28 protein-coding genes, 2 tRNA genes and 2 pseudogenes are annotated in these 25,545 nt (G+C 72.3%); 21 read left to right on the forward strand and 11 right to left on the reverse strand.

Annotated elements, in window-relative coordinates:
- Positions 1–7: 7 nt before the first annotated feature.
- Both AC5L3Z_RS03970 and AC5L3Z_RS03975 read left to right on the forward strand, forming a co-directional pair.
- Complete coding sequence (locus AC5L3Z_RS03970; RefSeq protein WP_494839513.1) at positions 8–226, forward strand: type II toxin-antitoxin system VapB family antitoxin; 219 nt, start codon at positions 8–10, stop codon at positions 224–226.
- Positions 223–651, forward strand: a complete 429-nt coding sequence (locus AC5L3Z_RS03975; RefSeq protein WP_494839515.1) for a PIN domain-containing protein — start codon at positions 223–225, stop codon at positions 649–651. The genes AC5L3Z_RS03970 and AC5L3Z_RS03975 overlap by 4 nt, the downstream gene beginning before the upstream one ends.
- A 69-nt stretch (positions 652–720) precedes the next feature.
- Here the strand turns inward: AC5L3Z_RS03975 and bdeA are convergent, their stop codons facing one another.
- Entirely contained in the window at positions 721–1,632 is a 912-nt protein-coding gene (gene bdeA, locus AC5L3Z_RS03980) for a bis(hydroxyethyl) terephthalate hydrolase (protein ID WP_494839517.1), read from the reverse strand.
- A 230-nt stretch (positions 1,633–1,862) separates the two neighbouring features.
- Here bdeA and AC5L3Z_RS03985 point away from each other — a divergent pair, with 230 nt between their 5' ends.
- Genes AC5L3Z_RS03985 through AC5L3Z_RS03995 form a run of 3 tightly spaced genes read left to right on the forward strand, consistent with a single transcriptional unit; the run spans position 1,863 to position 4,080 of the window.
- The gene (locus AC5L3Z_RS03985) at positions 1,863–3,326 is read left to right on the forward strand and encodes an amidase (RefSeq protein WP_494839519.1); all 1,464 of its coding nucleotides are present in this window, start codon (positions 1,863–1,865) and stop codon (positions 3,324–3,326) included.
- Positions 3,327–3,380: 54 nt separating this feature from the next.
- Positions 3,381–3,680 carry an aa3-type cytochrome oxidase subunit CtaJ gene (gene ctaJ / locus AC5L3Z_RS03990; RefSeq protein WP_494839521.1) on the forward strand — a complete coding sequence of 100 codons (300 nt, stop codon included), beginning with the start codon at positions 3,381–3,383 and terminating at the stop codon, positions 3,678–3,680.
- Complete coding sequence (locus AC5L3Z_RS03995; RefSeq protein WP_494839522.1) at positions 3,667–4,080, forward strand: DUF5130 family protein; 414 nt, start codon at positions 3,667–3,669, stop codon at positions 4,078–4,080. The genes ctaJ and AC5L3Z_RS03995 overlap by 14 nt, the downstream gene beginning before the upstream one ends.
- A gap of 172 nt (positions 4,081–4,252) precedes the next feature.
- Here the strand turns inward: AC5L3Z_RS03995 and AC5L3Z_RS04000 are convergent, their stop codons facing one another.
- Together AC5L3Z_RS04000 and pepN are read right to left on the reverse strand one after the other, a co-directional pair.
- Entirely contained in the window at positions 4,253–4,612 is a 360-nt protein-coding gene (locus AC5L3Z_RS04000) for a Uma2 family endonuclease (RefSeq protein WP_494839524.1), read from the reverse strand.
- 82 nt (positions 4,613–4,694) lie between these two features.
- Positions 4,695–7,244, reverse strand: coding sequence for an aminopeptidase N (pepN, locus tag AC5L3Z_RS04005; protein ID WP_494839526.1), 2,550 nt, complete (start codon positions 7,242–7,244; stop codon positions 4,695–4,697).
- Positions 7,245–7,464: 220 nt separating this feature from the next.
- Here pepN and AC5L3Z_RS04010 point away from each other — a divergent pair, with 220 nt between their 5' ends.
- The 4 genes from AC5L3Z_RS04010 to AC5L3Z_RS04025 all read left to right on the forward strand — a co-directional run bounded on the left by AC5L3Z_RS04010 (position 7,465) and on the right by AC5L3Z_RS04025 (position 10,375).
- Entirely contained in the window at positions 7,465–8,088 is a 624-nt protein-coding gene (locus tag AC5L3Z_RS04010; RefSeq protein WP_494839528.1) for a mycothiol-dependent nitroreductase Rv2466c family protein, read from the forward strand.
- Positions 8,089–8,259: 171 nt separating this feature from the next.
- Complete coding sequence (locus tag AC5L3Z_RS04015) at positions 8,260–8,562, forward strand: hypothetical protein (protein WP_494839529.1); 303 nt, start codon at positions 8,260–8,262, stop codon at positions 8,560–8,562.
- 70 nt (positions 8,563–8,632) lie between these two features.
- Positions 8,633–9,844, forward strand: coding sequence for a DUF1015 family protein (locus AC5L3Z_RS04020; RefSeq protein WP_494839531.1), 1,212 nt, complete (start codon positions 8,633–8,635; stop codon positions 9,842–9,844).
- A 63-nt stretch (positions 9,845–9,907) separates the two neighbouring features.
- The gene (locus tag AC5L3Z_RS04025) at positions 9,908–10,375 is read left to right on the forward strand and encodes a ribose-5-phosphate isomerase (RefSeq protein WP_334525551.1); all 468 of its coding nucleotides are present in this window, start codon (positions 9,908–9,910) and stop codon (positions 10,373–10,375) included.
- Positions 10,376–10,414: 39 nt separating this feature from the next.
- Here AC5L3Z_RS04025 and AC5L3Z_RS04030 read toward each other — a convergent pair whose 3' ends face one another.
- Together AC5L3Z_RS04030 and AC5L3Z_RS04035 are read right to left on the reverse strand one after the other, a co-directional pair.
- Positions 10,415–10,741, reverse strand: a complete 327-nt coding sequence (locus AC5L3Z_RS04030) for a hypothetical protein (protein ID WP_494839533.1) — start codon at positions 10,739–10,741, stop codon at positions 10,415–10,417.
- A 76-nt stretch (positions 10,742–10,817) separates the two neighbouring features.
- Complete coding sequence (locus AC5L3Z_RS04035; RefSeq protein ID WP_494839534.1) at positions 10,818–12,053, reverse strand: GNAT family N-acetyltransferase; 1,236 nt, start codon at positions 12,051–12,053, stop codon at positions 10,818–10,820.
- A 112-nt stretch (positions 12,054–12,165) separates the two neighbouring features.
- Here AC5L3Z_RS04035 and AC5L3Z_RS04040 point away from each other — a divergent pair, with 112 nt between their 5' ends.
- Entirely contained in the window at positions 12,166–12,711 is a 546-nt protein-coding gene (locus AC5L3Z_RS04040) for a hypothetical protein (protein WP_494839536.1), read from the forward strand.
- 146 nt (positions 12,712–12,857) lie between these two features.
- On the opposite strand, the gene AC5L3Z_RS04045 is transcribed toward AC5L3Z_RS04040, so the two are convergent.
- The gene (locus AC5L3Z_RS04045) at positions 12,858–13,118 is read right to left on the reverse strand and encodes a hypothetical protein (protein ID WP_494839538.1); all 261 of its coding nucleotides are present in this window, start codon (positions 13,116–13,118) and stop codon (positions 12,858–12,860) included.
- 202 nt (positions 13,119–13,320) lie between these two features.
- On the opposite strand from AC5L3Z_RS04045, the gene AC5L3Z_RS04050 reads away from it, so the two are divergent.
- Entirely contained in the window at positions 13,321–14,211 is an 891-nt protein-coding gene (locus AC5L3Z_RS04050; protein ID WP_494839539.1) for an aminoglycoside phosphotransferase family protein, read from the forward strand.
- 38 nt (positions 14,212–14,249) lie between these two features.
- On the opposite strand, the gene AC5L3Z_RS04055 is transcribed toward AC5L3Z_RS04050, so the two are convergent.
- Both AC5L3Z_RS04055 and AC5L3Z_RS04060 read right to left on the reverse strand, forming a co-directional pair.
- Positions 14,250–14,558 carry a hypothetical protein gene (locus AC5L3Z_RS04055; RefSeq protein ID WP_494839541.1) on the reverse strand — a complete coding sequence of 103 codons (309 nt, stop codon included), beginning with the start codon at positions 14,556–14,558 and terminating at the stop codon, positions 14,250–14,252.
- A gap of 4 nt (positions 14,559–14,562) precedes the next feature.
- Positions 14,563–14,721: pseudogene (locus tag AC5L3Z_RS04060) on the reverse strand (DUF4259 domain-containing protein); the annotation flags it as partial.
- A gap of 376 nt (positions 14,722–15,097) precedes the next feature.
- Here AC5L3Z_RS04060 and AC5L3Z_RS04065 point away from each other — a divergent pair.
- Positions 15,098–16,048, forward strand: a complete 951-nt coding sequence (locus tag AC5L3Z_RS04065; protein ID WP_494839543.1) for an NADP-dependent oxidoreductase — start codon at positions 15,098–15,100, stop codon at positions 16,046–16,048.
- Between the two features lie 32 nt (positions 16,049–16,080).
- Here the strand turns inward: AC5L3Z_RS04065 and AC5L3Z_RS04070 are convergent.
- Positions 16,081–16,592: pseudogene (locus AC5L3Z_RS04070) on the reverse strand (HAD domain-containing protein).
- 124 nt (positions 16,593–16,716) lie between these two features.
- Here AC5L3Z_RS04070 and AC5L3Z_RS04075 point away from each other — a divergent pair.
- The 3 genes from AC5L3Z_RS04075 to AC5L3Z_RS04085 all read left to right on the forward strand — a co-directional run bounded on the left by AC5L3Z_RS04075 (position 16,717) and on the right by AC5L3Z_RS04085 (position 18,283).
- The gene (locus tag AC5L3Z_RS04075; protein WP_494839545.1) at positions 16,717–17,550 is read left to right on the forward strand and encodes a hypothetical protein; all 834 of its coding nucleotides are present in this window, start codon (positions 16,717–16,719) and stop codon (positions 17,548–17,550) included.
- Between the two features lie 141 nt (positions 17,551–17,691).
- Positions 17,692–17,859: a hypothetical protein gene (locus tag AC5L3Z_RS04080; RefSeq protein ID WP_494839546.1), complete on the forward strand. Its 168-nt coding sequence runs from the start codon at positions 17,692–17,694 to the stop codon at positions 17,857–17,859.
- 259 nt (positions 17,860–18,118) lie between these two features.
- Positions 18,119–18,283 (forward strand): hypothetical protein, encoded by a 165-nt coding sequence (locus tag AC5L3Z_RS04085; RefSeq protein ID WP_494839547.1) that lies wholly within the window; start codon positions 18,119–18,121, stop codon positions 18,281–18,283.
- 453 nt (positions 18,284–18,736) lie between these two features.
- Here the strand turns inward: AC5L3Z_RS04085 and AC5L3Z_RS04090 are convergent.
- Positions 18,737–18,810, reverse strand: a tRNA-Gly gene (locus AC5L3Z_RS04090).
- A gap of 323 nt (positions 18,811–19,133) precedes the next feature.
- Between AC5L3Z_RS04090 and AC5L3Z_RS04095 the strand changes: the two genes are divergently transcribed.
- The 6 genes from AC5L3Z_RS04095 (at position 19,134) to AC5L3Z_RS04120 (ending at position 24,743) form a co-directional block, all read left to right on the forward strand.
- Positions 19,134–19,207 (forward strand) — tRNA-Pro (locus tag AC5L3Z_RS04095).
- A gap of 142 nt (positions 19,208–19,349) precedes the next feature.
- Positions 19,350–20,702, forward strand: coding sequence for a trigger factor (gene tig / locus AC5L3Z_RS04100; protein ID WP_494839548.1), 1,353 nt, complete (start codon positions 19,350–19,352; stop codon positions 20,700–20,702).
- A gap of 172 nt (positions 20,703–20,874) precedes the next feature.
- Entirely contained in the window at positions 20,875–21,516 is a 642-nt protein-coding gene (locus AC5L3Z_RS04105) for an ATP-dependent Clp protease proteolytic subunit (RefSeq protein ID WP_334525513.1), read from the forward strand.
- A 10-nt stretch (positions 21,517–21,526) separates the two neighbouring features.
- Positions 21,527–22,189, forward strand: coding sequence for an ATP-dependent Clp protease proteolytic subunit (locus AC5L3Z_RS04110; RefSeq protein ID WP_030333536.1), 663 nt, complete (start codon positions 21,527–21,529; stop codon positions 22,187–22,189).
- Between the two features lie 209 nt (positions 22,190–22,398).
- Complete coding sequence (clpX, locus tag AC5L3Z_RS04115) at positions 22,399–23,694, forward strand: ATP-dependent Clp protease ATP-binding subunit ClpX (RefSeq protein ID WP_334525510.1); 1,296 nt, start codon at positions 22,399–22,401, stop codon at positions 23,692–23,694.
- A gap of 251 nt (positions 23,695–23,945) precedes the next feature.
- The gene (locus AC5L3Z_RS04120) at positions 23,946–24,743 is read left to right on the forward strand and encodes a carbon-nitrogen hydrolase family protein (protein WP_494839550.1); all 798 of its coding nucleotides are present in this window, start codon (positions 23,946–23,948) and stop codon (positions 24,741–24,743) included.
- A gap of 5 nt (positions 24,744–24,748) precedes the next feature.
- Here AC5L3Z_RS04120 and AC5L3Z_RS04125 read toward each other — a convergent pair whose 3' ends face one another.
- Entirely contained in the window at positions 24,749–24,976 is a 228-nt protein-coding gene (locus tag AC5L3Z_RS04125; protein WP_494839552.1) for a hypothetical protein, read from the reverse strand.
- Positions 24,977–25,545: the final 569 nt, after the last annotated feature.

Below are 25,545 nucleotides of genomic sequence, written 5' to 3' on the forward strand. Positions count from 1 at the left end.
TCTTCCCGTGAAGACCGTTATCGATCTTGATGATGAACTGCTCGAACGGGCCCGGCGCGAGCTGGGCACCAAGAGCAAGAAGGACACCATCCACGCGGCGCTCCGGCTGGTGGCGGAGCGCAGCGAGCGCCTTGAGGCCGTGCGCGAGCTGCTCGCGGTCGACCGGGACTGGACCGGCATCGTCGATGACGACAAGACGCCACAGGGTCGGCAGGACGCGGCGTGACCTTTCCGGGCGGTCTCTACCTCATCGACACGTCGGCGTGGGCCCGGCTGCGGCTGCCGGTGGTGCACAAGCGACTGGCGGCGATCCTGGAGGAAGGTCTCGCGGCGACCTGTCTGCCGCTCGACCTGGAGGACGGACGGAGCGCTCGCGACTTCCGCGACGCCATGACGATCCGTGCCCGCCGCGCCCAGTTGATGACCGAGCTGCCGGTTACCGCTGCGGTGTCCACGCGGGCGCGTGACCTTCAGCTGGCGCTGACCGCGCACGGCCAGCACCGGGCGGCGAGTCCGGTGGACGTCACGGTCGCGGCGGTCGCCGCCGAGTACTCGGCGACGGTGCTGCACTACGACCGGGACTTCGACCTGCTGGCGGAGGTCGGCGGGCCCCGGTCCGAGTGGGTGGCCCCACCCGGCACCCTGTCCTGACCCTCCCGCGCCGGTGCCCGTCGACCGGCGGGGTGACCGGCCGACGGGCAGCTGGCCCGACGATGTGGCTCAGGAGTGGGGGCAGGTGTCCCGGTACTCCTGGATCGCCGTGCCGCGTGGCGCCGGGCAGAGGAACTGTTCGTAGCGGGTGTCGTCGTCCACGAACCGCTTGAGCCAGGAGATGCTGTACTTGGCGACGGTCACGTTCGACGACGTGGGCGCCGAGTGGCTGGCCGCGTTGAGTTCGAGGTACGCCTTGTCCAGGGTGGACGGCAGGCTGGTGTAGAACGGCTCCGAGTGCGAGGTCACCGGGGCGATGGAGTCGTTCTCCGCGCCGACGACCAGCGTCGGGACGCGTACCCCGGACCAGTTCTTGACGGTGTGCCAGCCGGTCAGCGGGATCGCGGCCTGCAACGCCGGCCGGGTGTTCGCCGCGGACAGGCTGCCGCCGCCGCCCATCGAGTGGCCCATCACGGCGAGCCGGTTCCGGTCGATCCGGGTCCGCACCGTACTGGCGGTGGTGAGGTGGTCCAGGGCGGCGAGCAGCTGGGTGCCGCGACTGGCCGGCTGGTCGTAGCGGGAGAGGGTGTCGATGGTGACGACGACGAAGCCCTGCGAGGCCAGCCGGGGGCCGAGCCAGGCCACGCTGGACTGGGTCGCGGTGTAGCCGGGGGAGATCGCCACCGCGCCGAAGGTGCCCTCGGCGGTGCTGGTGGGGTAGTAGACGGTGCCGCCGCGGAAGCCGCTGACGCTGGAGGCGGCGATGGTGGTCTGGGCGATGGCGAACGGGCCGCGGCTCGCCTCGATGCTCGCCACGGTGGGGTCGGGGCCGCGCTGGTAGGGGCTGGCGGCGGCCTGGGCGGCCGGCGCGGCGGTCAGGCCGGCGCCGACCAGGATCAGGGTCAGCACGGCGCGGACGGTGGCGGTGGTCCAGCGGGGGGCCGGACGGTGCCGGGGGACGGTGGGGGCTGCGGGTGGCATGTGGTCGCTCCCTGTGGGGTGCGGAGCCGGCGGTTCCGGTGCCGGTGGTGGTGGGCGGTCCGGAACCGATCGATGTATGTTCATCGATACGTAATGGTCCGTCGCGGCGTCCGCCGCAGCCAATCCCGGGCGGCCCCTGTCATCGCGATATGTGGCAACCGGCGTCCTCGCCGCCCGGCGGTCGGTCGTGTCGCCGCCGCCACCGGCGTCCGACCGGGCAGGATGAGGGAATGGCCGAGCCGCACGACCTGACCGCGCTGGAGCAGGCGGCCGCGATCTCCCGCGGCGAGCTGACCAGCGCCGAACTGGTCGCGCACCACCTGACGCGGGTCGACGCGCTCGGCGACACGGTCGGCGCGTTCGTCACCGTCACGCCCGAGCGGGCGCTCGACGCCGCGCGCGCCGCCGACGCGGTGCCGGCCGAGCGGCGCGGCCCGCTGCACGGCGTCCCGACCGCGATCAAGGACCTGACGCTCACCGCCGGGGTGCGCACCACCTTCGGCTCGGCGGCCTTCGTCGACTTCGTCCCGCCGGTCGACGCCGACGTGGTCCGGCTGATGACCGCCGCCGGGCTGGTCAGCCTCGGCAAGACCACCACCTCCGAGCTGGGCTGCTCGCTCTACTCCGAGGGTCTGGTCGCGCCACCGGCCCGCAACCCGTGGGACCTGGCGTACACCGCCGGCGGGTCCAGCGGCGGCGCGGCGGCCGCGGTCGCCACCGGGCTGGTGCCGGTCGCCCAGGGCTCCGACGGCGGGGGGTCGCTGCGCATCCCCGCCGCCCTCTGCGGACTGGTCGGCTACAAGCCCAGCCGCGGGCTGGTCTCCGGCGGTCCACTCGGCTTCGGCGCGTTCGGGCTGCCCACCAACGGCCCGATCGGGCGCACCGTCGCCGACGTCGCCGCCCTGCTCGACGCGATGGCGGTGCCCGTGCCCGGCGAGCCGTACCTGCCGCCGCCCCGACCCGCCGGCGGCTACCTCGGCGTGGCGCGCCGGGCCGACCCGGGACGGCTGCGCGTCGGGCGGTTCACCGCCCCCATGCTCGCCGACGAGCCGGTCCACCCGGAGTGCGTCGCCGCCGTGGACCGGGCCGCCGCGCTGCTCACCGCGGCCGGCCACGAGGTGGTCGAGATCGACCCGCCGCTCGGACCCGCGACGTGGCCGCTCTTCGAGACCGTCTGGTACGCCCTGGCGCTCGCCCCGGTGCCCCCCGCACGGGAGGCCCAACTGCTGCCGCTGACCCGGTTCCTGCGCGAGCGGGGCGCGGCGCTCGGCGCCGGCGCGCTGCTGACCACGCTCGGCGAGCTCCAGGCGCAGGTACGGCTCGGCGCCCGTCGCACCGCCGGCTACGACCTGCTGCTCTGCCCCACCCTCACCGCGCCCCAGGCGCCGGTGGGCTGGTTCACCGCCGACGGGGACCCGGCGGCGGATTTCGACCGCCAACGCCGGTTCTCGCCGTACTGCGCCATCTTCAACGTCACGGGCGATCCGTCCGTGTCGGTGCCCGTCGGCCGTACCGCGGCGGGCCTCCCGGTCGGGGTGCTGCTGTCCGGTCGCTACGGCGACGACGCCCGGTTGGTCGCCGCCGCGGCGCAACTGGAACACTGCGGTGACGGGTGGGATCGGCACCCCGCAATCTGGCGGGGGGTCGACTCCGCTAACGTGAATGGCAGTGGGCTCGGGCGGTCCGCGGCATGATCGTCCACCCGAAACCGGATGCTCTGGTCTCTCTTCCGCCTGGGGGCGTTGGGATTGTCTGTCACTGACACTTTGCTGATCTTCGCCGGCATCCCGGCGGCCGTGGTGCTGGTGATCGTCGGACTGATCTTCGCCGGCAACCGCCACGGTGGTGGCGCCAAGCGCTACCGGCCGGGCCGGCCCTTCGACTTCACTCCGGTCTGGTTCCTGGGCCACCCGGAGCAGCTGGCCGACTCGGCCGGCACCGCCCTGGCCGCGGGCGCGCAGGCGCCCGCGCTGACCAGCCGCAAGCAGGAGCAGGCCGGCGTCGAGGCACCGGCCGGTGGAACCGGAGGCGCAAGTGACCGTTGGTGAGCTGCAGCCCGGCTCGGGCACGGGCACGCCGCCCGACGTGCTGGACGGGCCCTTCTCGACCCGCCAACTGCTGCGTATCGACGAGGCGCTGCGCCTGGCCGACCAGGGCAGCGGACTGGTCTTCTCGGTCTACGTGGGCGGCCTGGACGAGCCGATCCGCGAGCACGCCGAGCGGCTGCACCGCCAGCTCGCCGAGCCCGACCGGTCGGTGCTGATCGCCGTGTCGCCCAACCAGCGCCAGCTGGAGATCGTCACCGGCCGGTACGCGCGCAAGCGGATCCCCGACACGTACGTCAGGCTCGCCGCGCTGAGCATGGTCGCGTCCTTCGGCGGCGGCGACCTGGCCGGCGGCATCATCCAGGGCCTCGACCAGCTCGCCAGCCACGCCGGCAGGGGCTGAGTCCCCGCAGGCACGACGAAGCCCGGCCCGCGTGACGCGGGCCGGGCTCTCTCGTTTCTCAGCGGGGCCAGGCGGAGGGATCGAGCCGCATCGGCCAGGGCTCGTCGATCCGCACCGGGTCGTCCGGGCCGACCGTGCCGAGCAGGTTGTAGTGGACGCCCTTGACCAGCGTCTAGCGGTGGACGACTGGACCGAGGTCGCCGCGTTCGACCCGCCAGTAGGAGGGGATGCCCGCCTCCGCGTGGAGCGCGGGCTTGGTCAACCGATCGTGGCGGCGACTGTTGGGCGACTCCACCTCGATGACCAGGGCGAGGTCCGTCCACTCCGCCCACATCCTGTCCCGAGGGGCACCCGGCTTGAACGTCATCCGGATGTCGTCCGCCAGCTCGTGATGTTCCGGCCCGGCAGGTGGGGTCACGTGCAGACTCCCGTCGACGATCTCGTAGCGGTTCCCGTCCTCGGGCAGGTCGAACAGGTCCTGTTCCCGCCAGTCACGCTCGGGTGGCCGCCACTGATGCGTCGGCTGTGCCATCACGTCCACCTCCTCGCCACACGACAACGGCCGAGGCCGGCGCGGGCTCCCACCCACGCCGGCCCCGGCCGCGTACTCCCGGTCAGGCGCTCTGGGCGTCCTTCGCGCGGGCCCGCAGCGCCCGGACGACGCCGTCGCGGCCCTCGGCGACCAGACGGCGCAGCGGCGCCGGCTGGCCCGCGGCGGCGGCCAGCCAGGCGTCGGTCGCCGCCACCGTCTCCTCCTCGACCAGGTAGGCCGGGTACGCCAGCTGCACGAACTCCTGCGCCGGCTCGCTGTCGCGCTGGCTCCAGACCTGGGCCACCGTGGCGAAGTACCGCTCCCGGTACGGCGCGGTGAGCTCCACCTGGGTCGGGTGGGTGAAGCCCTGCAGCAGCGCCCGGTTGCGCCAGTTCGGCAGAGCCTCCGGGCCGGTCAGCTCGGCCCAGACGGCGCCCTTGTTCTGAGCGGTCGGCACCAGCGCGTGCGCGTACGCCGCCTCCCGCTCGCCGCTGGCCGTCCGGTCGCCGGCCAACTCGGCCTCGATCTCGGCCGGGCCGGCCGCGCCCTTGGCCACCAGCGACTGGAGGATCGCCCAGCGCAGCTCGGTGTCGATGGTCAGCCCCGCCGGCACCCCGGTGCCGGCGAGCCAGCCGCGCAGCGTCGCCAGGTCCTCGTCGGAGCGGGCCGCCGAGGTGTACGCGCGGGCCCAGGCGAGCTGGAAGCCGCTGCCCGGCTCGGCGGCGTTCAGCGCCGTCCGCGCGGTGCGGGCCAGCCCCGCCCAGCCGGTCGGCGCCCAGGCCGGGTCGACGTAGAGGCTGAGGGCGGTGGTCGCCTGCCGCAGCGTGGCGGGGATCAGGTTGATGTCGGTCTCGGCGGGCAGCCCGGACATCACCAGCGCCACGTAGTCGCGGGCGGCGAGTTCGGCGTCCCGGACCATGTCCCAGGCGGCCGTCCAGCACAGCGCACGGGCCAGCGACGACTCGAAACCGGCGATGTGCTGCACCACCGTGGACATCGACCGCTCGTCGAGCCGCAGCTTGGCGTAGGTGAGGTCCTCGTCGTTGAGCAGCAGCACGTCGGCGGCCCGCTTGCCGTGCAGCACCGACAGCTCGGTCTGCTCGCCGGCCACGTCGACCTCGACCCGCTCGCGGCGGACCAGCCGGCCGTCGGTGAGGTCGTACAGGCCCACCCCGATGCGGTGGGTGCGCAGCGTCGGGTGGGCGGCCGTCGCCTCCTGGCGGACCAGCACCCGCTCGTACCCGCCGTCGGCGCCGATGGTGACCTCGGGGCGCAGCGTGTTGACCTGCGCGGTCTCCAGCCACTGCGCGGCGAACTTGCGCAGCTCCCGGCCGGAGGCCGTCTCCAGCTCGGAGAGCAGGTCGTCGAAGGTGGCGTTGCCCCAGGCGTACTTGCCGAAGTAGGCGCGCAGCCCGGCCAGGAACGGTTCCTCGCCGACGTACGCGACGAGCTGCTTGAGCACGCTGGCGCCCTTGGCGTACGTGATGCCGTCGAAGTTGACCTCGACGGCCTCCAGGTCCGGCATCTCCGTGTAGACCGGGTGGGTGGAGGAGAGCTGGTCCTGCCGGTAGCCCCAGTTCTTGCGGATCGACAGGAAGGTCGTCCACGCCTCGGTGAACCGGGTGGCGTGGGTGTTGCACCAGTGGCTGGCCCACTCGGCGAACGACTCGTTCAGCCACAGGTCGTTCCACCAGCGCATGGTGACCAGGTCACCGAACCACATGTGCGCCAGCTCGTGCAGGATCGTGTTGGCCCGCTGCTCGTACTCGAAGTCGGTGACCTGCGAGCGGAACAGGTAGTGCGACTCGGCGTGCGTCACGCAGCCGAAGTTCTCCATCGCGCCGGCGTTGAAGTCCGGCACCCAGAGCTGGTCGTACTTGGGCAGCGGGTAGCGCACCCCGAACTGCTCGTGGAAGAAGTCGAAGCCCTGCCTGGTGATGAGGAACAGGTCGTCGGAGTCCAGGTGCGGGGCCATCGAGGCCCGGCAGAAGACGCCCAGGTCGATGCCGTCGTGGCTCTCCCGCACCTCGTGGTACGGCCCGGCGCAGAGCGCGGTGATGTAGGTGCTCATCCGCGGCGACTCCACGAAGTGGACCGCCTTGAGGCCCTCGCCGGCCGGCTCCTCGCGCCCGACCGGCATGTTGGACACCACCCGCCAGTGCTCCGGGACGGTGGCGTGCCAGGTGTAGACGCTCTTCAGGTCGGGCTGGTCGAAGGCGGCGAAGACCCGCTGCGCGTCCGCCGTCTCGAACTGGCTGTAGAGGTAGGTCTCGCCGTCGACCGGGTCCACCGTGCGGTGCAGGCCCTGCCCGCTGTTCGAGTAGCCGAAGTCCGCGTCGACGACCAGGACGTTCTCGGCGGCCAGGCCGGGCAGGGTCAGCCCCTTCTCCGCCGACCAGCCGCCCAGGTCGACCTCGGCGCCGTTCAGCGTCGCCGAACGCACCGACTCGGCGGCGACCTCGATGAAGGTGCTCGCGCCCGGCTCGGTGCACCGGAACCGGACCTCGGTCACCGACCGGAACGTGCGGCCCGTGGGCTGCACGGCGGTCGACAGGTCCAGGTTGATGTCGTACCCGGTGACCTCCAGCAGGCGGGCCCGCTCGGTCGCCTCGACCTGCGTCAGGTTGCGCACTCCCGGCACTGTTCGTCTCCATCCCAATTCTCGCCGCCTCGCGGCGCGCCGACCCCTCGGCCGCTCGTGACGGCCGGCCCGAGCCGAGTCTTCCATGCACCGACGCCCCGCGGTGGTCGAGCTCACGCTCTCATTCCGCTACCGGTCGATGCCCCTCGGGGTGAGGATCGGAGACAGCAGCGTCGGGTCGCCGACGCGCCAGTCGTGAAGGGACCTCACCGTGACCGAGCGTGTCGCCGTTGACATGTGGTTCGACCCGATCTGCCCGTGGGCGTGGATCACCTCCCGCTGGCTGCTGGAGGTCGAGAAGGTGCGGCAGGTGGACATCCGCTTCCACGTGATGAGCCTGTCGGTGCTCAACGAGGGCCGGGACCTGCCCGAGCAGTACCAGGAGCTGATGCGGACCGGGTGGGGCCCGGTGCGGATCTGCATCGCCGCGGAGCAGCGGTACGGCCAGGAGGCCGTCGCCAAGCTCTACACCGCCCTGGGCACCCGGATCCACCTCGGCCAGGAGAAGGTCGGCCCGGAGCTGTACGCGGCGGCGCTGACCGAGGCCGGCCTGGACCCGCAGCTCGCCGAGGCCGCCGAGTCCACCGGGTACGACCAGGCGCTGCGGGCCAGCCACGAGGCGGGGATGCGCCCCGTCGGCACCGACGTCGGCACCCCGGTCATCCACGCCCCCGGCCCGGACGGCGGCATGGTCGCCTTCTTCGGCCCGGTGGTCACCCCGGCGCCGAAGGGCGAGGCCGCGGGCCGGCTCTGGGACGGCGTCCTGCTGGTCGCCGGCACCCCCGGCTTCTACGAGCTGAAGCGCTCCCGCGAGCTCGGCCCGATCTTCGACTGATCGGAGGGAGGGGCCCCGGCGCGCCGCCCGAGGCGAGCCGGGGCCCTCTCGACAGCCGGCGCCCGCGGCGCGGCGGGCGTCCGCGTCACCCTCCCGTACGTGGGGTCGTTTCTCCAGGTGTCCAGCGCAGCGGCCCGCGTGGCCGCACCCGGTGCACCCGGAGGCTCCCCGATGGCCAAGCATCGCCGTCCGTCCGCCGACGACTCCACGGGCGAGGAGGTGGCCGAGATCCCCGCCTACTGGTCGGTCGACGACGGTCACTGGCCCCTCGTCAGCCCGACCCTGCCCGACGACATGGTCGACCTGCTGGCCCCGCCGATCGTGGTGGGCGTCGCCCGGGTCCCCGTCACCTCCCGGGCCACCCCACCGGGGAACCGCCCGCGGCCCGCCGGCCTCGGTGACCGCCCGCGCGTGACCGTCCCCGGGCCGGCCGGTCGGCACCGCTCCGGCGCCGTCGTGGTCGACTGGAACTGAGTGGTTCATCTGGTGGACCGACCGCGGGGCGGCCGATCTCCGGGCCCCGGACGCCGGTAGCGTCACCGGCATGACGGTCGTGCATCCGATCGCCCGGGCCTGGATCACCACTGGCGGCACCGGCGCGCAGAACTACGACGAGTTCGCCGACGACGCGGAGATCACCGCGATCATCGAGGCGAACCCGCACAGTGCCCTCGGCATCGAGATGCCCCACCGGGCGCCGGAGAGCCTCGGGAAGTCCTTCCTCGACGCGCTGCCCGACGCGGTGGCCCGCCTCGCCGAGGCCAAGGCCGACGGCAGCTACACCCCGGCCGAGCAGGTGGTGGTGCTGTACCGGATCAGCGCCCCGCAGGAGGAGCCGGCGTACGGGCTCTTCGCCATGGTCGACACCGACCAGATCTCCACCAGCGCCGACGAACCGGGCCTGGTCATCCGCAACGAGGACGTCTTCATCGCCAAGGTGCGGGAGCGGGTCGCGCTCGCCGAGGCGCTCGGGCACCTGCTCTCGCCCGTACTCCTGCTCCAGACCGGGCGCGGCGACGAGCTGCACGCCGCGCTCGCGGCGGCGACCGAATCGGCCGGGGCGCCCGCCGCGACCGACACCGACCAGGCCGGCCGGACCCACGCCATCTGGCTGCTCGGCCCCGGCCCGCGGCAGGACGAGCTGACCGCCCTCGCGGGCGGCGGCGAGCTGGTGGTCGCCGACGGCAACCACCGCAGCCTCGCCGCGCAGACCGGCGGCCTGCCCCGCTTCCTCTCGGTCGTCACCACGCCGGCGTCGGTGGCGATCCAGCCCTACAACCGGCTGGTCAGCGAGCTGACCACCACCGGAGACGAGCTGCTCGACCGGCTCCGCGCCGCCGGCGCGGAGATCACCGCCGTCGACGGCCCGGTCGAGGTCCCGGCGAACGGCGGCACCGTCGTGCTCCGGCTCGCCGACCAGGGGTACGCGGTCCGCCTGCCGCACGCCGACGGCGCCGGACGGCTGGAGAACCTCGACCACGCCCTGGTCGAGCGGCTGCTGCTGCGCGACGCGCTCGGCCTCGATCCGGGCGACAAGCGGATCACCTACGTCGGCGGCGACTACCCGGCGAGCTGGCTCACCGGCGAGGTCGACGCCGGCCGCGCCGAACTGGCCATCCTCATCGCCCCGGTGACCGTGGACGACTTCGTCGCGGTGAACCTGGCCCGGGAGAAGATGCCCCGCAAGAGCACCTGGTTCACCCCGAAGGCGCGCGGCGGCCTGGTCGTCGCCGAGCTGCCCCGCCCGACGCTGTGACGAATCCACCCCGGTACGCCGCCCGCGCGGCGTACCGGGGTGGAGCCTGACAGACTGCGCGGTATGCGCGTCTACCTGGGATCCGACCACGCCGGTTTCGAGTTGAAGGTGCACCTGGCCAACCACCTGGCCACGCAGGGATACGAGCTGGTCGACGTCGGCCCGCACACCTTCGACCCGGACGACGACTACCCGGCCTTCTGCCTGCACACCGGTGACCGGGTGGTCAACGACCCGGGCAGCCTCGGAGTGGTGATCGGCGGCTCGGGCAACGGCGAGCAGATCGCCGCGAACAAGGTCGCCGGCGTCCGCGCGGCGCTGGCCTGGAGCATCGAGACCGCCCAGCTGGGCCGGGAGCACAACGACGCCAACATCGTGGCCGTCGGCGCCCGCCAGCACACCCTGGACGAGGCGACCGCCATCGTCGAGGCGTTCCTCACCACGCCGTTCTCCGGCAACCCGCGGCACGGCCGCCGGATCGCCCAGATGGCCGAGTACGAGCGCACCCGCCAGCTGCCCGACCTGCCCTGACCCGCCCGTGATCCGGGCCGGCCGCGCGGTCGGCCCGGATCAGCGGCCCGAGCGGGGCAGGTCCTCCCGGGGCATCCAGTTGCGCCGGACGATCACCAACCGGGCCTCGGCCTCGGCCAGGTCCTCGTCGCCGGGGCGGGCGGCGTCCCGCGCCCGCAGCGCGGCGCTCACCCCCACCTGCGAGGAGCCGGAGCCGACCAGGCCGCGCAGGCCCCGCTCGCCGTCATCGCCCCCGGGGCCCCGCCGGACCCGCGGCGCGGGCGGCCCGTCGTGCACCTCGGCGGTGGCCGCCGCCGGACCGTCGCCCCCCGCCGCACCGTCCGGGTGGTGCCGCAGCCGCCGTCGCCGTCGTTCCGCCTCCGCCATCAACCGACCGTACCGTCCGGGCGGCGGCCCGGCAGCACCTCCCGGGCCGCTGCCCGGCCGCACCCGGCGGGGACGGTCAGAAGATCTCCATCGGGGCCGGGGCGCGGTGCCAGGCGAAGGCCGGTCCGGCGGCGGCGAGCGCACCCGGCCGCAGCTCGTGGACCCGACCGGCGGCGGCCAGCGCGGCCAGCCCCGCGCCGCCCAGGTAGAGCTCGCCCAGGCACCGTACGTCGCAGGCCAGCTCCGCGGGGTCGTCGGTGCGTACGCAGATCGCGCCGTCCGGGCCGCCGGTGAGCCGCCAGCGGCCGGTGTTCTCCGGCAGCAGCGGGTCGGTCACCTCGACCACCACGTCGACGGCGGTGGCGTACCGGCGGGCGGCCAGCGCGGCCGGCACGTCGACCAGCCGGACCCAGAGGGCGTCGACGAGTTGGGCGCCGAGCGCGCGCGGCTCGTCGACCAGGTGCAGCAGTGGCTCGTCCACGGCCAGCCGGGTGACGGAGAGCTGGCGGGTCAGGTCGACCGAGAAGAGCGTGCGCCACAGCGCCAGGTACGCCGCCGGGCTCGCCGCGACGACCTCGTGCACCCGGACCTCCCCCCGGGGGCCGGAGCGGTCCCACTCGTCGCGGATACGCCAGAGCGCGTACCCGTCCACGCCGTCGGGGCTCTCGTGCAGCACCGCCCGCAGCGCTGTCGCCCCGCCCCGCCAGGCGCCCGGGTCGGCCAGCACGTACCGCCACCAGCGCTCGTCCCGGGTCGACCAGCCGGGGCGGTCGGGGCGTACCCGCTCGTACACCCGGGCCAGCTCGGGCCGCGCCGCGGCCGGATCGGCCAGGCGGAGCGTGCCCGAAGCGGCGGTGGACTCCGGCAGCCGCAGCTCGGTGGTGGCCCGGCACTCCACGGCGAGCCGCTGCGCGGCCAGGCCGTAGCCGAACCGGGGGTAGATCCGCCCCTCGCTGGCCCAGAGCACCGCGACCGGCTCGCGGCCGGCGTCGTGGAGCTCCCGCAGCTGCCGGCGCATCAACGCGGTCAGCAGCCCGCGCCGGCGGTGGGTGACCGCCACCGAGACCATCGTCACGTGCGCGGCCGGCACCGTGGCACCGGGCACGGTCAGCCTCCGGGTGAAGGCGGCGGCGTGGGCCACCGCGGCGCCGCCGTCGCGCACCAGCAGCCCCCGGTCGGGCTCGAAGATGCCCCGCTCCACCTCCCGGGCCTCCGCGTCGAACGGATTGTGGAACGCGTCGGCCATCAACTGGGCGATGTCGTCGAAGTCGTCGGCCGAGGCGACCCGGATCTCCGGTACGGGGTGGGTCATCGAACCTGTCTAGTCCATCACCGCGCGGGACGGCGACCCATTTGCCGGCTGGCTACCCTCGAAGGCAACGGGTCGGCCGTAGGCCGGCGCCGGTCATGGGGAGGACACAGAGATGGCAGACCAGACGCAGCCGTGGGCGGAACGGACCGTGGAGGTGCCGCCGCAGCCCGGCGTCGGGGTGCCGCCGCAGCGGGACGGCTTCCAACGGGGTGTCGCCTCGGTGGGCCAGCGCCCGGTTCCGCGTACCGAGCCGTTCCCGGTGGTGGACGCGGACGGGCACGGGCACGCCTGGTCCGACCAGGCCCCGCCGCGCCGGCCGATGAGCTGGCACCTGGCGCAGTTGCGGCGCGGCGGCGAGTGGAGCGCGGCGGGCGCGCTCTTCGCGTTCGTCTGCTGGGGGATCTGGGCGATCTCCGGCCGGGGCGACCTGGGGGCGCCGCTGCTCACCTTCGTGCTGAGCCTGCTGGTCGCGGTCGGCCTCTTCGCGCTGTCCCGGCTGCTCGGCCGGGTGATCTGGGAGCGCCAGCTGGGCCGGGTCCGGCGCGGCGCGCGCGGCGCCCACCTGGTGACCGCGGTCTTCCTCGTCGGGGTCGGCGTCGCCTACCTGCAGCAGACCGAGTGGGTCGTGGACGTCTGGAACTTCCTCAGCGGCAGGTGACCGACGCACGGCGGGCGGGTCGGCACATGGCCGCCCGCCCGCGTGTCCGTCGCGGGTCGCCGCGACGCAGGTCGTCTCCCCACCAGGACGGCGGTGCTTACCCGGCCCACCGCGGTTCATCCGCGATGGGTCGGGGCGACCGCGGGTCAGTGGGTGCCGCCGTGCCCCTCCGAGTCCGCCTTCGGTGAGGCCACCCGGGCGGCCGGGTCCTCGACGCCGGGCTCACCGCCGTCGGGGGCCACCATGCCGTCGTAGTTGTAGACCGTCTCGTCACCGTGCTGCTTCGTGGTGCGCACGTAGCGGTGGATCATGCCTTCGAGCTCGACCTCGTGCAGGGCGCTCTGCGCCTCCCGGGTGCTGCCGTCGAGGGGGCCACCGACCAGGTACGCGTTCGTCTTCGTGTCCATGCCGGCTGCGGTACCCCGGCCGGGCCGCGCAAAAACGACCCGCCCGGCCATGGCGGGCGAAGTGGCCCGGGTCGCCCGTCTCCGGCGAAGCGGTACGCCCGAAGCCCCTTCTCCTGGCCGGCGGCCCGCCGCCCGCCTCCTGGTCCGGGGTGGCCGAGGAACCCGGTTGCCGGTGGCAGGCGGTTCGCCGAGGATGACGCCGATGAGCGCGACCAGGATGCATGCCGACGAGATCATGACCGACCCCGACCTGCTGCGTCGCCTCCTGGCCGGGCAGTTCCCGCGCTGGGCCGACCTGCCGGTCCGGCAGGTCGCCTCCTACGGGACCGATCACGACATCTACCGGCTGGGCGAGCGGTTGGTGGCCCGGCTGCCACGGATCGGTTGGGCCACCGCGCAGGCGGCGAAGGAGGCGGAGTGGCTGCCGAAGCTCGCGCCGCACCTGCCGCTCGCGCTGCCGGTGCCGGTGGCGATGGGGCGACCCGCGGAGGGTTACCCCTTCGACTGGTCGGTGTGCGAGTGGCTGCCGGGTGAGAACGCCAACGGCACGATCGACGACCTGGACCGGGCCGCCGTCGACCTCGCCGCGTTCGTGGCCGCGCTGCGCCGGATCGACACCTCCGACGCCTTCCCGCGCCCTCCCCGTCACCGTGGCGGCCCCCTCGCCGAGTTCGACGATTCGGTCCGACGGTCGATCGGGCAGCTCGGCGACCGGATCGACGGCGGGGCCGCCCTCCGCTCCTGGCGCGAATCGCTCGACGCCCCGGCCTGGGACGGCCCGGAGGTGTGGGTGCACGGCGACCTGCTGCCGGGCAACCTGCTGGTCGTCAACGGTCGCCTGTCGGCGGTCATCGACTTCGGCTGCCTCAACGTCGGTGATCCGGCCTGTGACCTGCAACCGGCGTGGAACGTGTTCGCCGGTGACAGCCGCGAGCGGTTCCGGGCCGAACTCGACGTCGACGACGCCTCGTGGCTGCGCGGCCGCGGCTGGGCGCTCCTCCAGGCCGTCCTGGCCCTGCCGTACTACTGGCACACCAACCCCGGCATGATCCGTCAGGCTTCCCACGCCCTGGCGCAGGTCCTCGCCGACTGACCGCGTCGGCGAGCCGGAGCGGCCTCGCGGCGGTGCGGTCAGCCGCCGCCGGGTCCGGTGGCCGTCGCGGCCCGCAGCACCGTGGCGATCGTCGTCGCATGGCCCAGCGCGGCGGCGCGGTCCTCGTCGAGCCGCCAGCCGGCACACCACTGGCCGGTCGGCACGGTGACGACACGCAACGCCTCGGCCGCCAGGGAGATCAGCTCGGCAGAGGGCGCGGACGGGACCGCCGCGGCCCAGTCGTCCTCGACGTCCTCCTCCGACTCCTGGTCGTGACCGCCCCCCCTCGTCGTCGGCCACCGCCGCGCCACCCGGCAGGACCAGCGCGACGAGGGCGGCGCCGGCAACGACCTCCTTCGGCCACAGCCGCCGACCCGCCGGAGGATCCAGCACCTCGCCGAAGAGCTGTCGGAGGTGCTCCTCCTTCTCCCGCTCGTCCAGCTCGGCAAGCTCGTCGACCAGATCCAGCGCGTGATCGTTGCCGAAGGGGTGTGCTCCCCACGTTCCCACTGCCGCTCCTCATTGAAGGGGACCCCGTCGACGGGCCGCCGGGCGTTGGTCCCGTCGACGATCGCACCGCACTGCTCATCACCCGCGGGCGGACGGGTGAGCCGCCCTGCTCGCTGATCGCGGCTCCCGGCCGCCGGCCCGCGGCTGAGCCGGTGGCGGCGCGGCCTCGACGCGGTCAGGGCGAGGGCCGGGGGTGACACCACCGTCCCGGCCTGCCGCCATCCGAGCGTTCTGCGCGCCGACGGGCGAGGGATCGCGGAATCGGGAAAATCGGCGGCCGAACCTCGGGATAATCCGGAAGTCAGCCTGATCCCTGCCCACCGGGGGTGGCCGGCGGGCCTGACCGGGATGCGGGTGGGAGAGGAGCAGCCGTCGGATGAGCACCATGCACGCCGTGCGGGCACACATGCGGGGCGGCCCGGAACAGCTCGTGTACGAGGAGGTGCCGCGGCCCGAGCCGGGCCCCGGCGAGGTGTTGGTGGCCGTGAAGGCCGCGTCGATGACCCCCCAGGAACTCACCTGGCCGGAAACCTGGACGTACACCAAGGACGGGACAGGACCCGAGCGCACCCCGATCATCCCGTCACACGAGTTCTCGGGCATCGTCGCGGCGTGCGGAGCGGAGGTGGAGAGCCCCGCCGTGGGGGAGGCCGTCTACGGGTTGATCCCCTTCGTCAGGAACGGCGCCGCCGCCGAGTACGTCACCGTGCCCGCGGCCGTGGTGGCGACCAAACCCGCCACCATCGACCACGACCAGGCCGCGGCGCTGCCACTGGCCGCCCTGACTGCCTGGCAGGCACTCGTGAATCACGCCGACCTGCGGGCCGGCCAGCACGTACTGGTGCAGGGCGGCGCCGGCGGCGTGGGGAGCTACGTGGTCCAGCTCGCGGCGGGCCTCGGTGCGCGGGTGAGCGCCACGGCGGCAGCGGCCGACCTGGAGTTCGTCAAGGATCTGGGCGCGGAGCAGGCCATCGACTACGCCCAGGACCGCTTCGAGGATCACGTCCGCGACGTCGATGTGGTCGTCGACATGGTCGGTGGAGCCACGCAGACGCGGTCCTGGTCGGTCCTGAAGCCAGGCGGCATCCTGGTCACCGTCGCCGTGCCTCCCGAGCCGGAGGAGGCGGCGCGGCACGGCGTCCGCGGGGTGTACTTCATCGTCGAACCCGACCGGGAGGGGCTGCGCGCCATCGCGGAACTGGTCGACCAGGGTCGGCTGAGGCCGGTGGTGGACCGGGTGCTGCCCCTCACCGGGACGCGCTCCGGTTACGAGGCGCTCGAGACGGGCAAGCGGCGCGGCAAGATAGTCGTACACGTCGCCGACTAACGCCTCGTAGCGGTCGGGGTCGGGTGTCGTCGTCACCCCCGCCCAAGCCATCGGTGGACCGCCGAGAAGCCCGCGCCGGTCAGGCCGACGTACGGGTCGACCCGGTGCACCAGCGCCGCCCCGGGTGGTGCCCCGCGATCCATCGCCGGTCGGCATCGGTCGTCTCGTCGTCCAGCCACACGAATGGGCGGCCGGCCGCCCACCGGGTGAGGAACGCGGTCTTCCAGTGCAGCCCCCGCGCCGGATCGCCGTCGCCGTCCGGCCAATCCACGACGGGCAGCTCCGGAAGCCCGAGCCGTGGCGAGATGACCTCGTTCGCCTCGGCCAGCCATGTCGTCGCCCAGACCAACTGGCATTCCAGCGCCAACAGTCGGCGCCCGTCATCCGGGTCGAGCCGGTCGAGCAGAGGATTGCCGGTGCCGTTCGGTGGCCGCCCGCCGGCGCCGCCCAGGGAGAGCTCACGGCTCACGGGCCGGGCTCTGAACGGAATCAGCGTTCCGTCCACGTCGAGGAAGATCAAGGGACGGGTGGTGGTGCCGGTCATCACGCGCGAACCGTATCCGGCCCCTCCGGGCCGGGTGGACTTCGCAGCAGCGGGGGCACCGGCGATCGATCCGCGGTGAGCTTCGAGACCCCACGGCCGCGATGCGGGCGATACCGTGTGCGCCGTGTTCGTGGATACGGATGTCGTCAATGGATCGCCGGCCAGAGCGCGACGACTGGTGCAAGCGCCCGGCGTACGCCGACCTTTCGGGGCTCCGCGCCTGATCTGCGCGGCAGTGGTGGCCTGCCTGGCGCTCAGCGGGTGCTCGGACTACCGCGAGGGTGATTCGATGGCGCGGGACATCGCAGCAACCGAAGCGGAGCTCCTCGATGACGACCTCGGCCACCGCAACCGGGTTCGGGACGCCGAGTACATCGCCAAGACCGAGATCCCCAAGGAGGTGGAGGGCGGCGACTCGACCCTCCGACGTGAGCCCTTGAGCTGGTCGGGTCGAACCGCCGGCAACGAGCAGGCCACCATCGACGTCCGGTTCGTCGTGACGGTGGCCGAGCAGCACGGGGCTTCCTTCGGCGACCTCGGCAACTCCGCCGGTCAGGCCACGCGCTGCTACCGCTACGTGCTCGAGCTCTATCGCTACACCTCGTATCAGGAGATCGACTGCCCCTCCGTCGCCACTCCTCCCGTCCCCACCGCCTCGCCGGTCCCGAGGCTGCCGGACGACGGGCGCCAACGGCTCACCGCGGCGCTGCGCACCGCCACGCCCGACACGCTCGCGGGCGCGGTGCGTGCGGCCTTTCCCGAGAAGCACGTCACCGTCGACACGGTCACGCACGAGGGTGCCCTCGTCGCCGCGGTCGGCGTACCCGCCGAGCGTGACTGCCTCCTCCTGGTCAGGACTCCCAGCGGAGCCATCGAGTCACCCGGGTACGACGCGATCTGGCTGGAGCCGGGCGAGATGGGGTGCAAGACCGGGCTGTACGTCTCGCCACCGCGGTGAAGGGCAGGAGCGGAAGCGGTCGACTCGGGCCCAGCATGCTCGTCGTGCGCGAACCGTCGGACGACCTGCTGCGGCGCTCAGGCCCGGTCGCGACGCGCGCATCCACCTGGGTGGCGGGCAGGCCAGCTCGGCCTGGTCTGGATGTACCGACTGGGTGACGGCGATCCAGACCTGACGGAAGCGGAGGTGGTGTCCGTCGTCAACGATCAGCGCCACTGGGTCTTCGACCAGGGCGTGTCCGATGATGTGGCGCTCTACCTGACCGGACTCGGGGAGAGGGTCTACTACTCCGCGGCCGAAACCGGCTGAGGCCAGTTCGGCCGGCCCGGCCGATGCGGGCCGGACGCCCGGATTGTCGCCGGCGGGTTCACCGACTGAGAGCATGGCCCGATGTCTCACGAGCCGCCGGTCGTCGTCATCGATCACGACGACTACATGGCCGAACATGTAGGGCATCTTCCGGATGGCCGACAGTTCTTCCTGACCACGCCGTTCGTGCCTGGAGACGAGGGCGCCGAATTCGTAGCTCTGTACGTGTTCGACCGGGCCGGCGTCCTGATCGAGGCCGGTGCTGCTCATCCCGCTCATCATCGCGATGCTGTGGCTCAAAGCCCAGGGTGCCTGGGGTCAGCCCGAGATTCTCGGCAGCCAGTGGTTCTGGACACTCGTCATCGGGGCCGTCGCCCTGCTGACCGCCGGCGCTCTCGGCCTCCGCCGCCAAGCCCGCACCTAGCAGGCTTCGCCCGAGTCCGCCGTCGGGCCCGTGTCGTCGCGCTGCCGGCAGCCGCTGTTGAGGCCCTGGTACTCAAGCTCGGCACGTCGACAGCGTGTCCGCGGGCAACTTCGGGCGAGCCGTCAAGTGGACCAAGACGATCACCTCGGTGGGACTGGCTGGATTCCACTTCCACGACCTGCGCCACACTGGCAACACGCTCGCCGCGTCGGCGGGGTGCCAGCACCCGGGGGCTCATGCACCGCATGGGACACGCCACCTCGCGCTGCTCTGACCTACCAGCACGCCACAAGCGAGCGTGACCGCGAGATCGCCCAGGCGATGGACCGCGGATCGCCGGCAGTGGCCGCCGCCGACCGTGAATGGCACGCGGATGGCCCGCAAGATCCAGAAGAGGGGAGAAGCGAGAGGCCCAGGTGCCGCGATCATGCGGTCCACCTGGGCCTTCGTGGGTGGAGCGGGCGACGGGAATCGAACCCGCACCGTCAGTTTGGAAGACTGAAGCTCTGCCATTGAGCTACGCCCGCAGCCGCCCCGCCACCGCGGGACGCGCCGACAGCCTACCCGGTCCGCCCGCCGCACGCGCAGAGGCGGTCCCGCACCGCCGCCAAGATCGCGCAATTTCCTGGAAGGAGGGGCCTCCCTCAGGTACGGAGGCCACTCCTTCCAGGAAATTGCCCCCTCGTCTTTCCAGGAAATTGCCCCCTCGCACCCGGCGGGAGGGCGCGCGACCCACGTCGAAGGGGCCGGAGGGGGGAGGGGAGATGTGTCCCTTTGGTGGGGGTTCGGCGCGTTGGGTGCCGCCCCGGCACCTCCGGCCGGTGCCGACGTCATACACTTCTGGTCGCCACGGGGTGTGGCGCAGCTTGGTAGCGCACTCGCTTTGGGAGCGAGGGGCCGTGGGTTCAAATCCCGCCACCCCGACTGTCGTCCGCGGCCGGGTCGTCCCGGGTGCCGCCGTTTTCGCGGGGTGTCCGGGCGCTGCCGGTGGGCCGCGCCGGCTCGCCTACACTCGATGGGCTGAATCACGCCCAGACTCAACTGAGATCCGTCAAGGAGTACGCCTGTGAAGAGCACCGTCGAGACTCTGAGCCCGACGCGCGTGCGGCTCGCCATCGAGGTGCCGTTCGTCGAGCTCGAGCCGAGCCTCAAGAAGGCGTACCGGGAGATCGGTTCGCAGGTCCAGGTTCCCGGCTTCCGCCGGGGCAAGGTGCCGGCCGCCGTCATCGACCAGCGGGTGGGCCGGGGCACCGTCCTCAACGAGGCGGTGCAGGAGGCCATCCCGCAGAACATCCTCGCCGCGGTCCGCGAGCACGACCTGAAGACCCTCGGTCGCCCCGAGGTCGAGATCACCGAGTTCAACGACGGTGACTCGCTCAACTTCACCGCCGAGGTCGACGTCCGCCCGGAGATCACCCTGCCGGACCCGGCCACCGTCGAGGTGACCGTCGACGAGCTCAAGATCGACGACAGCGAGATCGACGAGCAGGTCAAGAACCTGCGCGAGCGGTTCGCCACCCTGAAGACCGTCGAGCGGGCCGCCCAGGAGGGCGACTACGTCCAGATCGACCTGAACGCCACGGTCGACGGCGAGGAGGTGCCGGGCGGCTCGGCGAGCAACATCTCCCACGAGGTGGGCAGCAAGCAGCTCCTGCCGGGCCTGGACGAGGCGGTCGTCGGCCTGGCCGCCGGCGACAGCACCACCTTCACCACCCAGCTGGTCGGCGGCGACTTCGCCGGCCGCGACGCCGAGGTGGCGGTGACCGTCCGCACGGTCAAGGAGAAGGAGCTGCCGGAGCTGGACGACGACTTCGCCCAGATGGCCAGCGAGTTCGACACGATCGAGGAGCTGCGCAACGACCTGCGCGAGCGGGTCACCCGGGGCAAGCGGGTCGAGCAGATCTACGCCGCCCGGGACAAGGCTCTGGAGCAGCTGGTCGAGGCCGCCGAGGTGCCGGCGCCGGAGGGTGTCGTCCGCGAGGAGGTCGAGAGCCGCAAGGCGGCGATGGTCGACCAGCTCGAGCGGATCGGCGCCTCGCTGGAGGAGTACCTCGCCGCCGAGGAGAAGACCGAGGAGCAGATCGACGCCGAGCTGCAGGAGGCGGCGACCGAGGGTGTCAAGATCCAGCTCCTGCTGGACACCCTGGCCGACGCCGAGGACGTCCAGGTCTCCGACGACGAGTTCGGCCACGAGATCGTCCACCGGGCGCAGCGCGCCGGGATGGCCCCGCAGCAGTACTACGACGAGCTGGTGCGCTCCGGCGCGGCCGGCGCCGTCTTCGGTGACGTGCGGCGCGGCAAGGCCCTGGCCGCGGTGATGGAGAAGATCAAGATCAAGGACTCCGCCGGCAACGAGGTCACCCTCGACGCGCTGCGGGCCGAGAGCGAGCAGGCGCACGACCACGACCACGAGCACTGACCGATCCCGGTAGGCCGCCGTCCGCCCCTTGCGGTGGACGGCGGCCGAAGCCGTTTTCCGGGTACGTCTCCAGGTCAGCTGCGCTGAGAGCGAACAGTGCCCCGACCGGGAGTCGATCACCCGGCTGAGCGGTTAATGTCGGGTACGACGGTACGGAGAGCGAAGGGCTGCCATGACCGACATGCACATCCCAGCGAAGCCGCTACGGGCGATCGAGGCCCGCGGTGGCGACACCATTGGCAACCTCGACGACTCGGTCTACAACCGGTTGCTCAAGGAGCGGATCGTCTTCCTGGGCAGCGAGGTGACCGACCAGGTCGCCAACCGCATCTGCGCGCAGCTGCTGCTGCTCGCGGCGGAGGACCCGGACCGCGACATCAACCTCTGGATCAACTCGCCGGGTGGCTCGGTCTACTCCGGCATGGCGATCTACGACACCATGCAGTTCATCGACAACGACGTGTCGACCGTGGCGATGGGCATGGCGGCCTCCATGGGCCAGCTGCTGCTCTGCGCGGGCACGAAGGGCAAGCGCTACGCCCTGCCGCACGCCCGGATCATGATGCACCAGCCGTCCGGTGGCCTCGGTGGCACCGCGTCGGACATCGCGATCCAGGCCGAGCAGATGCTCTACACGAAGCGGATGTTCCAGGAGCGGGTCGCGCACCACACCGGCCAGACCCAGGCGCAGATCGAGGCGGATTCCGACCGTGACCGCTGGTTCACCGCCCAGGAGGCCATGGACTACGGCTTCATCGACAAGGTGATCATCGGGGCCGCGCAGGTTCCGGATGGCGCCGGGACCCTGAGCTGAGGAGCTGACGATGACCGACCTGAGCCTGCCGCCCCAGTTCGCGGCCGTGCACAACCGCTACGTGCTGCCGTCGTTCGTCGAGCGCACGTCGTACGGGGTCAAGGAGTCCAACCCGTACAACAAGCTCTTCGAGGACCGGATCATCTTCCTCGGCGTCCAGGTGGACGACGCGTCGGCCAACGACGTGATGGCCCAGCTGCTGACGCTCGAGGGCACCGACCCGGACCGCGACATCATCATGTACATCAACTCGCCGGGTGGTTCGTTCACCGCCATGACGGCGATCTACGACACCATGCAGTACGTCCGCCCGGACATCTCCACCGTCTGCCTCGGCCAGGCGGCCAGCGCGGCGGCGGTCCTGCTGTCGGCCGGCACCCCGGGCAAGCGGATGGCCCTGCCGAACTCGCGGATCATCATCCACCAGCCGGCCACCGAGGGCGGCTACGGGCAGGGCTCGGACATCGAGATCCAGGCCCGGGAGATCCTGCGGATGCGGACGCAGCTGGAGGACATGCTCTCCCGGCACTGCAACCGGCCGATCGAGCAGGTCCGCAAGGACATCGACCGTGACAAGATCATGACGGCCGAGGAGTCCAAGGAGTACGGGCTGGTCGACACGATCCTGACCAGCCGCAAGAAGGGCCTGCTCGCCGCCAACGCGGCGCGCTGAGCAGTTTGCGTCGGAGGTCGGTCGGGGAATGGTTCCCGGCCGGCCTCTGACACACCCGTTTTGGGGGTCGGAGAAACCCCCGGCAGCGGGTAACGTCGGGTCCGTACCGCTCCACCGGGTCGGACCGGCGGATGGATCAAGACGGACGGGCGCCTGGCGCCCGCAGGTCAGGGCCGGCGTTCCGGCTGACGAGTGCAGGGAGAACGTAGGTGGCACGGATCGGTGACGGCGGCGACCTACTGAAGTGCTCCTTCTGCGGCAAGTCGCAGAAGCAGGTCAAGAAGCTCATCGCGGGGCCTGGGGTCTACATCTGCGACGAGTGCATCGATCTCTGCAACGAGATCATCGAGGAGGAGCTGGCCGAGTCCGGCGAGGTGAAGTGGGAAGAGCTTCCCAAGCCGATGGAGATCTGCCAGTTCCTCGACAACTACGTGGTCGGCCAGGACCAGGCCAAGAAGGCGCTGGCGGTCGCGGTCTACAACCACTACAAGCGGATCCAGGCCGAGGCGGCCGGCGCGCCGGGCTCCGGCAGCGACGCCGTGGAGCTGGCGAAGTCCAACATCCTGCTGCTCGGCCCGACGGGCTGCGGCAAGACCCACCTGGCCCAGACCCTGGCCCGGATGCTCAACGTCCCGTTCGCGATCGCCGACGCCACCGCGCTGACCGAGGCGGGCTACGTCGGCGAGGACGTGGAGAACATCCTCCTCAAGCTGATCCAGGCCGCCGACTACGACATCAAGCGCGCCGAGACCGGCATCATCTACATCGACGAGGTCGACAAGATCGCCCGCAAGTCGGAGAATCCGTCGATCACCCGGGACGTCTCGGGCGAGGGTGTCCAGCAGGCCCTGCTCAAGATGCTCGAGGGCACGGTGGCCAACGTGCCGCCGCAGGGCGGGCGTAAGCACCCGCACCAGGAGTTCATCCAGATCGACACCACCAACGTGCTGTTCATCTGCGGTGGCGCCTTCGCCGGGCTCGACCAGATCATCGAGGCCCGTACCGGGCACGGCGGCACCGGCTTCGGGGCCCGCCTCCGGTCGGTCTCCGACCGCTCGACCGACGACATCTTCAGCCAGGTCATGCCGGAGGACATGCTCAAGTTCGGGCTGATCCCGGAGTTCATCGGCCGGCTGCCGGTGATCACCAACGTCCGGAGCCTGGACCGTAGCGCCCTGGTCCGCATCCTCACCGAGCCCCGCAACGCGTTGGTCCGGCAGTACCAGCGCCTCTTCGAGCTCGACGGCGTGGAGCTGGAGTTCGAGCCGCCGGCCCTGGAGGCGATCGCCGACCAGGCCATGCTGCGCGGCACCGGCGCCCGCGGCCTGCGCGCCATCATGGAGGAGGTCCTCCTCTCCGTGATGTACGAGGTGCCGAGCAACCCCGACGCCGCGCGGGTGCTGATCACCCGCGAGGTCGTCCTGGAGAACGTCAACCCGACGATCGTGCCGCGGGAGTTCACCGGCCGGCGCGCCCGCAGGGATCGTGAGGAGAAGTCGGCCTGACCGTCGACGCGTAGCGACACCGGAAGCACGGCCACCCGCGGGGGGCCGTGCTTCCGGTGTCGCTACGGGATCCGATTGGCCCGGCGGTGGTGCCGTCTGACCGCGGGACTCCATCCGGCCAGCACCCGTGCCGCCGGCACTCACCCCGGGCCCGGAGCGGCTCCGCCGGGCTCGGCGTCGTCGCCGGCGCCCTGGTGCGGGCCGGCGCCCGAGGCTGTCGCCGGCCACCGTCCGCCCGTACCCTGATCTCCATGCGCGTCGCCGTCTGCCAGCTCAACGCCCGCGACGACCGTGCGGCCAACCTGGCCGCCGCGGAGGCCCTGCTGGTCAGGGCCGCGGCGGCCGGCGCCGACCTGGCCGTCCTTCCGGAGTACGTGGACTATCTCGGCCCGGCCGCCGGGATGCCGCCGGCTGAGCCGGTGGACGGCACGGTGGGGACGTTCTTCGCCGACGTCGCGCGCCGGCTCGGCATCTGGCTGGTGGCCGGTTCCTTCCACGAGGCGGGTCCGGACCCGCGGCACACCTGGAACACGTCGCTGGTCTTCGACCGGTCCGGCACGCTCGCCGCCAGCTATCGCAAGATCCACCTGTACGACGTGGAGATCCCCGGCCGGGTGTCCTACCGGGAGTCCGCCACGGTCGCGCCGGGGGAGCAGCCGGTGGTGGTCGACGTCGAGGGCCTGCGGGTGGGCCTCTCCATCTGCTACGACCTGCGGTTCCCGGAGTTGTACCGGCGGTTGGCGACCGATGGGGGCGCGCACCTGCTGGTCGTGCCCGCGGCGTTCATGATGCACACCGGCCGGGACCACTGGGAGGTGCTGCTGCGGGCCCGGGCGATCGAGAACCAGTGCTTCGTGGCCGCCGCCGGGCAGACCGGTGACCACGAGCCGGGGCGTACCTGTTTCGGGCGCAGCATGGTCGTCGACCCGTGGGGCACGGTGCTCGGCCAGGTGTCGGACGGTCCGGGGCTGACCGTGGTCGAGCTGGACCTCGATCGCCTGGACACGATCCGTGCCGAACTGCCCAGCCTGGCCAACCGGCGCCTCTGACCCGTTCAGCTCTGCAGCAACGCGCCGATCAGCGCCAGGCCGACGATCGCCGTCGCCGTCACCAGCAGTGCGGTGCTCATCCGGGACCGCCCGCGCCGTGCCAGGCGGGCGACGGAGAGCACCACCACGACGAGTACCACCGCGGCGATCACCAGCTGCCAGAACGGCAGCAGGAGTCCCAGCAGCGCTTCCTCGGCGTGGGTGACCGCCGGCGAGGGGGAGACGTCATCCATGGCTGCCACTCTGGCACGCCGCTCCCGTCCCGGGCGGGAATGCCGGTCGGGAGTTCGGGCGTTGACCCCCTCGATGGCGGTGCCAGACTGAGAGACGATCATTGATTTGCCTTCTCGGGACGCTCCGCGTAACTTTCTCTCTGCACGGGGGAGGCCGGACGAACCGGCCGAGAACGGGCGCCAGGATCGTGGCGGAGACGCCGAGCGAGACTGAGGAACGGGCGGTGCGAGGTGCCCCGGAAGACGGGGTTGCGATCGCGGAACTGACCGGGTAGAGTTCGGAAGCCGGCAGGAGCCGGGCGGAGAGCCGCGAAGCGGCGATCGGCCGGTCTGCCATCTCCCACGACAGAAGCGACCGCCGGGTACGGCGTGCGTGAGCGTGGACGAACCGAACCAAGTTGATCAACCCGAACGGGTTGACAGCGGGGGGCGGAGCGGGTAAGTTAGAGAGGTTGCCCCGGACGGGGGTCCTACGAGGTAGGGCTTTCGGATGGTGTGTGGTTGTTCTTTGAGAACTCAACAGGGTGCTAGATAAGCCAGTGCCAATTATGATTTATACCCCGGACTGG

The organism is Micromonospora sp. LZ37, assembly GCF_059359015.1.

Coding starts and splice junctions, on each gene's coding strand:
- AC5L3Z_RS04045 (WP_494839538.1), bottom strand. CDS start 13,118: ATGGACACGAAGACGAACGCGTACCTGGTCGGTGGCCCCCTCGACGGC.
- AC5L3Z_RS04110 (WP_030333536.1), top strand. CDS start 21,527: ATGACCGACCTGAGCCTGCCGCCCCAGTTCGCGGCCGTGCACAACCGC.
- AC5L3Z_RS04040 (WP_494839536.1), top strand. CDS start 12,166: ATGGCAGACCAGACGCAGCCGTGGGCGGAACGGACCGTGGAGGTGCCG.
- AC5L3Z_RS04105 (WP_334525513.1), top strand. CDS start 20,875: ATGACCGACATGCACATCCCAGCGAAGCCGCTACGGGCGATCGAGGCC.
- AC5L3Z_RS04015 (WP_494839529.1), top strand. CDS start 8,260: ATGGCCAAGCATCGCCGTCCGTCCGCCGACGACTCCACGGGCGAGGAG.
- AC5L3Z_RS04125 (WP_494839552.1), bottom strand. CDS start 24,976: ATGGATGACGTCTCCCCCTCGCCGGCGGTCACCCACGCCGAGGAAGCG.
- AC5L3Z_RS04000 (WP_494839524.1), bottom strand. CDS start 4,612: ATGGCACAGCCGACGCATCAGTGGCGGCCACCCGAGCGTGACTGGCGG.
- AC5L3Z_RS04020 (WP_494839531.1), top strand. CDS start 8,633: ATGACGGTCGTGCATCCGATCGCCCGGGCCTGGATCACCACTGGCGGC.
- AC5L3Z_RS04050 (WP_494839539.1), top strand. CDS start 13,321: ATGAGCGCGACCAGGATGCATGCCGACGAGATCATGACCGACCCCGAC.
- AC5L3Z_RS04080 (WP_494839546.1), top strand. CDS start 17,692: ATGTACCGACTGGGTGACGGCGATCCAGACCTGACGGAAGCGGAGGTG.
- AC5L3Z_RS03985 (WP_494839519.1), top strand. CDS start 1,863: ATGGCCGAGCCGCACGACCTGACCGCGCTGGAGCAGGCGGCCGCGATC.
- bdeA (WP_494839517.1), bottom strand. CDS start 1,632: ATGCCACCCGCAGCCCCCACCGTCCCCCGGCACCGTCCGGCCCCCCGC.
- AC5L3Z_RS04030 (WP_494839533.1), bottom strand. CDS start 10,741: ATGGCGGAGGCGGAACGACGGCGACGGCGGCTGCGGCACCACCCGGAC.
- AC5L3Z_RS04120 (WP_494839550.1), top strand. CDS start 23,946: ATGCGCGTCGCCGTCTGCCAGCTCAACGCCCGCGACGACCGTGCGGCC.
- AC5L3Z_RS04025 (WP_334525551.1), top strand. CDS start 9,908: ATGCGCGTCTACCTGGGATCCGACCACGCCGGTTTCGAGTTGAAGGTG.
- AC5L3Z_RS04065 (WP_494839543.1), top strand. CDS start 15,098: ATGAGCACCATGCACGCCGTGCGGGCACACATGCGGGGCGGCCCGGAA.
- AC5L3Z_RS04035 (WP_494839534.1), bottom strand. CDS start 12,053: ATGACCCACCCCGTACCGGAGATCCGGGTCGCCTCGGCCGACGACTTC.